The organism is Gorillibacterium sp. sgz306347 (genome assembly GCF_059735245.1).
Genome location: NZ_JCAPET010000023.1, coordinates 81,328 through 88,670 on the forward strand (window position 1 = coordinate 81,328; position 7,343 = coordinate 88,670).

9 protein-coding genes are annotated in these 7,343 nt (G+C 57.7%); all 9 read left to right on the forward strand.

What is annotated here, in order from left to right:
* The 9 genes from accC to AC6I6H_RS13870 all read left to right on the forward strand — a co-directional run bounded on the left by accC (position 1) and on the right by AC6I6H_RS13870 (position 6,875).
* On the forward strand, positions 1-1,359 hold the full coding sequence (gene accC, locus AC6I6H_RS13830) for an acetyl-CoA carboxylase biotin carboxylase subunit (RefSeq protein WP_497954443.1): 1,359 nt from the start codon (positions 1-3) through the stop codon (positions 1,357-1,359).
* Between the two features lie 111 nt (positions 1,360-1,470).
* Positions 1,471-1,881, forward strand: coding sequence for an Asp23/Gls24 family envelope stress response protein (locus AC6I6H_RS13835; RefSeq protein ID WP_497954444.1), 411 nt, complete (start codon positions 1,471-1,473; stop codon positions 1,879-1,881).
* Positions 1,882-1,985: 104 nt separating this feature from the next.
* A complete protein-coding gene (gene amaP / locus AC6I6H_RS13840; RefSeq protein ID WP_497954445.1) occupies positions 1,986-2,546 on the forward strand; it encodes an alkaline shock response membrane anchor protein AmaP in 561 nt (186 codons plus the stop codon).
* A 15-nt stretch (positions 2,547-2,561) separates the two neighbouring features.
* On the forward strand, positions 2,562-2,789 hold the full coding sequence (locus AC6I6H_RS13845; RefSeq protein WP_497954446.1) for a DUF2273 domain-containing protein: 228 nt from the start codon (positions 2,562-2,564) through the stop codon (positions 2,787-2,789).
* 135 nt (positions 2,790-2,924) lie between these two features.
* Positions 2,925-3,386, forward strand: a complete 462-nt coding sequence (gene nusB / locus AC6I6H_RS13850) for a transcription antitermination factor NusB (protein ID WP_497954447.1) — start codon at positions 2,925-2,927, stop codon at positions 3,384-3,386.
* Positions 3,387-3,402: 16 nt separating this feature from the next.
* Positions 3,403-4,269, forward strand: a complete 867-nt coding sequence (folD, locus tag AC6I6H_RS13855) for a bifunctional methylenetetrahydrofolate dehydrogenase/methenyltetrahydrofolate cyclohydrolase FolD (RefSeq protein ID WP_497954448.1) — start codon at positions 3,403-3,405, stop codon at positions 4,267-4,269.
* On the forward strand, positions 4,253-5,671 hold the full coding sequence (xseA, locus tag AC6I6H_RS13860) for an exodeoxyribonuclease VII large subunit (protein WP_497954449.1): 1,419 nt from the start codon (positions 4,253-4,255) through the stop codon (positions 5,669-5,671). Before folD ends, xseA begins: the two co-directional genes overlap by 17 nt.
* A complete protein-coding gene (gene xseB / locus AC6I6H_RS13865; RefSeq protein WP_497954450.1) occupies positions 5,668-5,913 on the forward strand; it encodes an exodeoxyribonuclease VII small subunit in 246 nt (81 codons plus the stop codon). The genes xseA and xseB overlap by 4 nt, the downstream gene beginning before the upstream one ends.
* Positions 5,914-5,966: 53 nt before the next feature.
* Positions 5,967-6,875, forward strand: a complete 909-nt coding sequence (locus AC6I6H_RS13870; protein ID WP_497954451.1) for a polyprenyl synthetase family protein — start codon at positions 5,967-5,969, stop codon at positions 6,873-6,875.
* Positions 6,876-7,343: the final 468 nt, after the last annotated feature.

The window sequence follows — 7,343 nt, forward strand, 5'->3', positions numbered from 1 at the left end:
ATGAAATTCCAGAAAATTTTGGTTGCGAACCGCGGCGAAATTGCCGTGCGCATCATTCGCGCCTGCCGGGAAATGGGGATCTACACGGTCGCCGTTTATTCCGAGGCGGACCGCGACGCCCTGCATGTGCGGCTCGCGGATGAAGCGTACTGCATCGGACCCGTTGCCTCGAAAGACAGCTACCTGAACCTGACCAATATCATGAGCGTGGCGACGCTTACGGAAACCGACGCCATTCATCCGGGCTACGGCTTCCTGTCGGAGAACGCGGACTTCGCCGAAATCTGCTCGCGCTGCGGCATTTCCTTTATCGGTCCTTCGCCCGATGCGATCACCCGCATGGGGGATAAATCCGAGGCGAAGCGGACGATGAAAGAGGCGGACGTGCCGGTCATTCCCGGCTCGGACGGCCTTATCGAAGACCTGGACGAGGCGGTGCGCATCGCCAAAGAAATCGGCTATCCGGTCATCATCAAGGCGACCGCAGGCGGCGGGGGAAGAGGCATCCGCATCGCCGAGGACGAAGAGGCGCTCGTCCAGCAGATTACAACCGCGCGGCAGGAGGCCGAGAAGGCGTTTGGCAATGCCGGCGTCTATTTGGAGAAATACCTGACGGGAATGAAGCACGTCGAGATCCAAATCATCGCGGACAAGCACGGCAACGCGGTGCATTTGGGCGAGCGGGACTGCTCGGTCCAGCGGCGTCGGCAGAAGCTGATCGAGGAAGCGCCCTGCACAACGCTTACGCCGGAGCTTCGCCGCGACATGGGCGAAGCGGCCGTCCGCGCGGCAAAAGCCGTCAACTACTCCGGTGCCGGAACGCTGGAATTCCTGCTCGGACCGGACGGCAAGTTTTATTTTATGGAAATGAACACCCGCATCCAGGTCGAGCATCCCGTTACGGAGCTCGTCACGGGCGTTGATCTGATCAAGGAAATGATCCGCATCGCCGAAGGAGAGCCTCTTTCTTTCACGCAGGAAGATATCCGCTGGAACGGCTGGTCGATCGAATGCCGGATCAACGCGGAAGACCCGTTCCGCAATTTCATGCCTTCCCCGGGGACAATTCAATTTTACCTGCCGCCGGGCGGGCTCGGCGTCCGGGTGGACAGCGCGGCTTATCAGGGGTATACGATTCCGCCCCACTACGACTCGATGATCGCCAAGCTGATCGTGTGGGGAAGCACGCGGGAGGAAGCCATCGCCCGGATGAAACGGGCGCTCACGGAATTTGCCGTGGACGGCGTGGCGACCACAATTCCGTTTCATCTCAAGCTGCTGGAGCACAAGCGCTTTCTGTCCGGCGACTTCGATATCAAATTCCTTGAAGAACACGATGTGAACGACCCCAATTCGTAGGTTTGCCGTTTGTCATAATTGGGCCGAAATGCTATACTATAATAATAAGACAAACTTTGCCTTGCCCCAAGCACGGCCCAGTTTGCACGTTTTCCTGGAGGTTATGAGAATATGAGCACGATTGTTCCCGATTACGAAAAAACGGAAATGGGCAACATCCAGATCGCTCCCGAAGTGATTGAGGTCATTGCCGGATTGGCCGCGGTGGAAGTAGAAGGCGTGGCCGGCATGAGCGGCGGATTTGCCAGCGGCGTAGCCGAGCTTCTCGGCCGGAAAAACCTCGCCAAAGGCGTGAAAGTCGAAGTAGGCCAAAAGGAAGCCGCCGTTGACGTTTCCATCGTCATCGAATATGGATTTAAAATCCCCGAGGTAGCGGGGAAAATCCAGGACAATGTAAAGCGGGCGATCGAATCGATGACCGGCCTCGATGTGGTGGAAGTCAACGTCCACATTCACGATGTCCAGTTTAAAGGACAGGATAAGATCCAGGAGGACGACGCTCCCGTAAACCGGGTGAAGTAACGTCCCGAAGCCGGGATCCGCAAAGACGCAGATTGAACCCCTCCCGTATAGAGCCTCCCGGCTCTGACGCGGGGGGTCCTTTAGTTCAGGAGGGACCTACAGCCGTGGCCAAAATTATTGACCGTTTTCTGCTGTTCTTGTTCAGCTTGGCAATCATCGCCGCCCTGGTCGTCGCACTGCTTTTTTCTTTTGGAGCCATTACGCAGGAACAGGGGCAAACTTTTCTGTACGACGTTTATTCCGACAAAACCGTCGCCGCCGTGGTCATCGCGGTCTGCTGCCTGCTCTTGATTGTCGCTGTCCGGGTGCTGTACATATCCGTCCGCACCGCCAGCCCGAACGTTCCGTCGATTGACCAGCGGACGGAATACGGCGACGTGCGCATTTCGCTCGACACGATTGAAAACCTGGCGCTCAAGGCGGCATCCCGCTCGCGCGGCGTCCGTGACCTGAAAGCGCGGATTCGCGTGGACAATGCCGGGCTTGCCATCGAGCTGAGAAGCGTGGTGGACGGGGAAACGTCGATTCCGGCGATTACCGAAGAGATTCAGGCGGGCGTGAAGAACCACATCGAGGACATCACCGGCATTCCGGTGGCGCAGGTTTCCGTCTTCGTGGCAAACGTCGTGCAAAACCCCCACACGTTCAAAAGCAGAGTGGAATAGGAGTGAGATTCCTTCATGTGGCTTGACCTTTGGGAGCGGCACCGCGGCAAGATCGCCGGAGCCGCCTGCGGCTTTGTGCTCGGCCTGGTGTATCTCATTTCCGGGTTCTGGGACATGCTGATCTTTGCTTTCCTTGTTTTTATCGGGTATTATGTGGGAAGGAAACTGGATCGGCGCGAACCCCTGCTGGGATTCGGCGAGCTGAGGCAGTGGTTGACGGAACGGTGGAGAATGTTCAGATGAATCCGTAGAAGGGACAGTCTCCGGGCTGGCCTTTTTTGTTGCGGTCCCGGCTTGTCCGGGCCGCCCACCCTCTGGCCGGTATGACTTGGACGGAATGGGGATGTTTTACAAAATACTCTTCCAGGGGGAAGACGAATGAAACGAAGAGTCGCACGGGAAATTGCGATCCAATGCTTGTATCAGATGCAAATGAACGATGTTACGCCGCATGATGCGATCGTCGCGGCCATAACGGAAGCGGAGCATGACAATGAGGCCGGGCTGCAGGTTGAAGGCGAGCACATCGCGGTCGAATTCATTCAGGAGCTCGTAGAAGGGACCGCATCCCGTTTGCCTGCGATTGATGAAATGCTGACGGACTATTTAAAGGGCTGGAAAATGGACCGGTTGTCCAAAATCGACCGCGAAGTGCTGCGGCTGGCCGCCTATGAAATGATTTACCGGAATGACGTTCCGCCCAAGGTCGTCGTGAACGAAGCGATCGAGCTGGCCAAGCATTTCGGAACGGAAGAGTCCGGGAAGTTCGTAAACGGCGTACTCGGCAAAATGATCGGAGAGGTCGAACCGCTTAAAGCCAAATATACCGCGAGTTTATAAGGAGGGTTTGGATCGAATGACGGCACAGATCATCAACGGCAAGGAAATTGTAGGCTCCATCCGCGAAACCATCAAGCGTGAAGTCCGGCAGTTGGCCGAACAGGGCCGCACTCCCGGTCTGGCAGTCATTTTGGTCGGCGAAGATCCGGCATCGGCCGTCTACGTCCGCAACAAAGCCAAGTCCTGCGAGGAAGTAGGGATCTATTCCGAGGTGCACCGGCTTCCGGCCGAAACAAAGGAAGCCGAGCTTTTGACGCTGATTGATACGTTAAACAAGGATGACAAGATCAACGGGATTTTGGTGCAGCTGCCGCTGCCCGCTCACATCAACGAGGATCACGTAATCGACGCGATCGCCGTTCACAAGGATGTCGACTGCTTCCATCCGGTCAACGTCGGCAATTTGATGATCGGCAAACCGTCGCTTCTGCCCTGCACGCCTGCAGGCGTGATTGAAATCCTGAAATACCTTAACATTCCCATGGCCGGCAAGAACGCCGTTGTCATCGGCCGCAGCAACATCGTCGGCAAACCGATGGCGATGCTGCTTTTGCGGGAAAACGCGACGGTTACGGTTTGCCACTCCCGTACGGAGGACTTGCCTGCGGTCGCGAAAACGGCGGATATTCTGATCGCCGCCGTCGGAAGGGCAAAGATGGTGACAAGCGAGTATGTCAAACCGGGTGCGGTTGTGATCGATGTCGGCATGAACCGGGACGAGTACGGCAAGCTGTGCGGGGATGTGGATTTTGCCGATGTGGAGCAAACTGCCGGCTATCTGACGCCCGTTCCCGGCTGCGTCGGCCCCATGACCATCACCATGCTGCTGAAGAACACGCTGGAAGCCGCGCGGCAGGCGGAGTCCCATGGCTCCGCGCTTTGAATCCATCCGGCAGGATGACGACCGCATCCTGTCGATCAAAGAGCTGAACCGGCTGATCAAGCGCATGCTGGAAAACGAACCCCTGATCCAGAACATCTGGGTGCGCGGGGAAATTTCCAATTTCACGCATCATTCCAGCGGCCATATGTATTTTACGCTCAAGGATGCCGAAAGCCGGCTGAAAAGCATTATGTTTTCCTCCTACAACCAGCGGCTGCCGTTCGTGCCCAAAGAAGGGGCCAAGGTATTGGCGCGCGGAAGCATCTCCGTTTTTGAACGGGACGGCCAATATCAGTTCTATGTGAACCAGATGCAGCCGGACGGCATCGGCAGCCTTTACCTTGCTTTCGAGCAGCTCAAGCGGAAGCTGGAGGAGGAGGGGCTGTTCGCTCCCCACATTAAAAAACCGCTGCCCCGGTTTCCCCGGACGGTCGGCGTCATCACATCGCCCACCGGCGCAGCGGTTCGCGACATCATGATTACGCTCAAACGGCGTTTTCCCTCGGTGCATATTCTTTTGTACCCGGTATTGGTGCAGGGGACGAATGCGGCGGCGTCCGTCGCACGTGCGATTGCAGCCATGAACCGGTTTGGCGAGGCGGATGTGCTGATCGTCGGACGCGGGGGCGGGTCGCTTGAGGAGCTCTGGGCCTTTAACGAAGAGATCGTCGCCCGGGCGGTGCACGCTTCTCAGATTCCCGTCATCTCGGCCGTCGGGCACGAGACGGATTTTACGATCTGCGATTTTGTCGCCGACATTCGGGCCGCAACCCCTACAGCGGCCGCCGAGCTGGCCGTGCCGCATTACCTGGAACTGAAGCAGCAGGTGACGGTCATGTCATCGGGGCTGCAGCGGGCGCTGCTGCTCCGTCTGGAGCGCGGTCGGGAGCGGTTGAAGAAAGCGGCCGGTTCCCCGGTCATGACCGATCCGAGGCGTCTGCTGCGGCAGCCGCTCGAACGCCACGACCGGTTGAAGGAACAGCTGGTCTACCGCATGAAGGCCCGCCTCTCGGATGCGAGACGCAGGCAAATGCGGCTGGAGCAGGCCGTCGGCCGGTTCAACCCGAAGGAACAGGCACTTTATGCGAGACGCCGCACGGCGGCGGCCGGCGAGCGGCTTGCCCATGCGATGCGTACGGCGCTTCGGGAGAGCATAAGCCGCTGGCAGTCGCAGGTCCGGCAGCTTGATGCGCTCAGTCCGCTTAAGGTGATGTCGCGCGGCTACAGCCTGGTTTACGACGAGCAGGAAAAGAAGCTGCTGAATACAATAAACGGCGTTCAGCCCGGCGATCTGGTCAAGGTCAGATTAACGGACGGCAAGCTGACCGCCCATGTCTGGTCCATCGAGCAAAGCGGCGAGGCGGACGGCAATAATCCAACGGGCGGAGGTGCAGGGGAATGAGCGAGGAAAAGGAAACGTTGACGTTTGAAGGGGCGCTGGAGCGCCTGGAAGGAATCGTAAGTCAGCTGGAGAACGGCGACGTGCCTCTGGAGCGAGCCATTGAGCTTTTTCAGGAAGGCATGTCTCTGTCCCAGATATGCAACCGCAAGCTGGAGCAGGTGGAACGGAAAATCGAAATGCTCGTAGAGGAAAACGGCGAACCGGTCAAGAAGCCGTTCGCTCCCGAAGGAGAAGCGCTCTGATTTCCGTCCGAGGCGGAAGTTTTGAATAGGCGGCAGAAACGAGGGCCTTATATATGGCGGATGTAACCGTAACGTTTGAAGAGTACCTGAAAGACCGCGCCGCGAAAGTGGAAGCGGAGCTGGCCCGTTCGATTCCGGCGGAATGGATTATGCCCGCCGAGCTTCGCGAAGCCATGCTTTATTCGCTCCTGGCAGGCGGCAAGCGGATGCGCCCGGTTCTGGCGCTGGCCGCCGCAGAGGCTCTCGGGGGCGACGCCGATAAGGCGCTGCCGGCAGCCTGCGCGGTTGAACTGGTTCATACGTATTCCCTGATTCATGACGATCTGCCCGCGATGGACAATGACGATTTCCGGCGCGGCAAGCCGACCAATCACAAGGTCTACGGGGAAGCGATGGCGATTCTTGCCGGGGACGGGCTGCTGACGCATGCCTTTTATTTGATCGCCTCCGCACGGCGGACCGTTGGTCTGGATGCCGGGGCATGCGCCGCGATTCTGGAAGACCTTTCGGTTTACGCCGGACCGGGCGGGATGGTCGGCGGGCAGGCCGCCGATTTGCTGGGCGAGCAGGGCATCACGTCCGTGGACGAGCTTCAGGCGATCCATACGCACAAAACCGGCGACATGATTGTTTGTTCGCTCAAGGCGGGCGCCCGGACGGCCGGGGCCACCGAAGCCCAGCTGGCCGCGCTGGAGCATTTCGGGTATTCCATCGGCCTGGCGTTTCAAATCCAGGACGACATTCTCGACCTTACCGGAGAGGAAGCCAAGCTGGGCAAGCCCTTAAAGAGCGACGAAAAGCAGAAAAAAGTGACGTATCCTTATCTGCTCGGCCTCGAAGAATCCGCCCGAATGGTCAAGGAACTGACCGAATCCGGCAAGCGGGCCGTCGCCGAAGCGGGCTTTCCCCAGCCGGGGCGGCTTCTGGAGCTGGCGGATTATTTGATGAACCGTGACCATTAAAGCAGCGGACAGCAGATGGGTAACGGCTCAGCCGGACGTAATGAAAAAAGGCTTCGAAACCCTTGAGAGGTTTTGAAGCCTTTTTTGCATATGTTTATTTAGGCTTCAAGGTTGCCTGGCGACAGGTTAGCGGATGCTGCTTGCATAAAGAAGGAGAATTTGGTCAGGTTGCAGGCCAGTGTTTTCTATGTACACGCGATCGAGGAAAAGGGAGGCAAGAGATGCAGCAAGCCCAAGAAATTTTGTGTTAATCCGCCGGATGAGACGGTAGGCAGCACGAGGGGGGCGTCGGATAATTCTAACGGTTGCCAGTGAGCTTATTTTGCCTAAAACGAGGCTTTGCAAAATGTAACGGTTGCCACAGAGCTTATTTGATTAAAAGGGTGAGGGTTCCGTACTTTTTCAAACAAATAAGCTCGCCTTCAACCGTTAGCCACCCATGCCCTGGCGGGCACCACAGAAAATGAA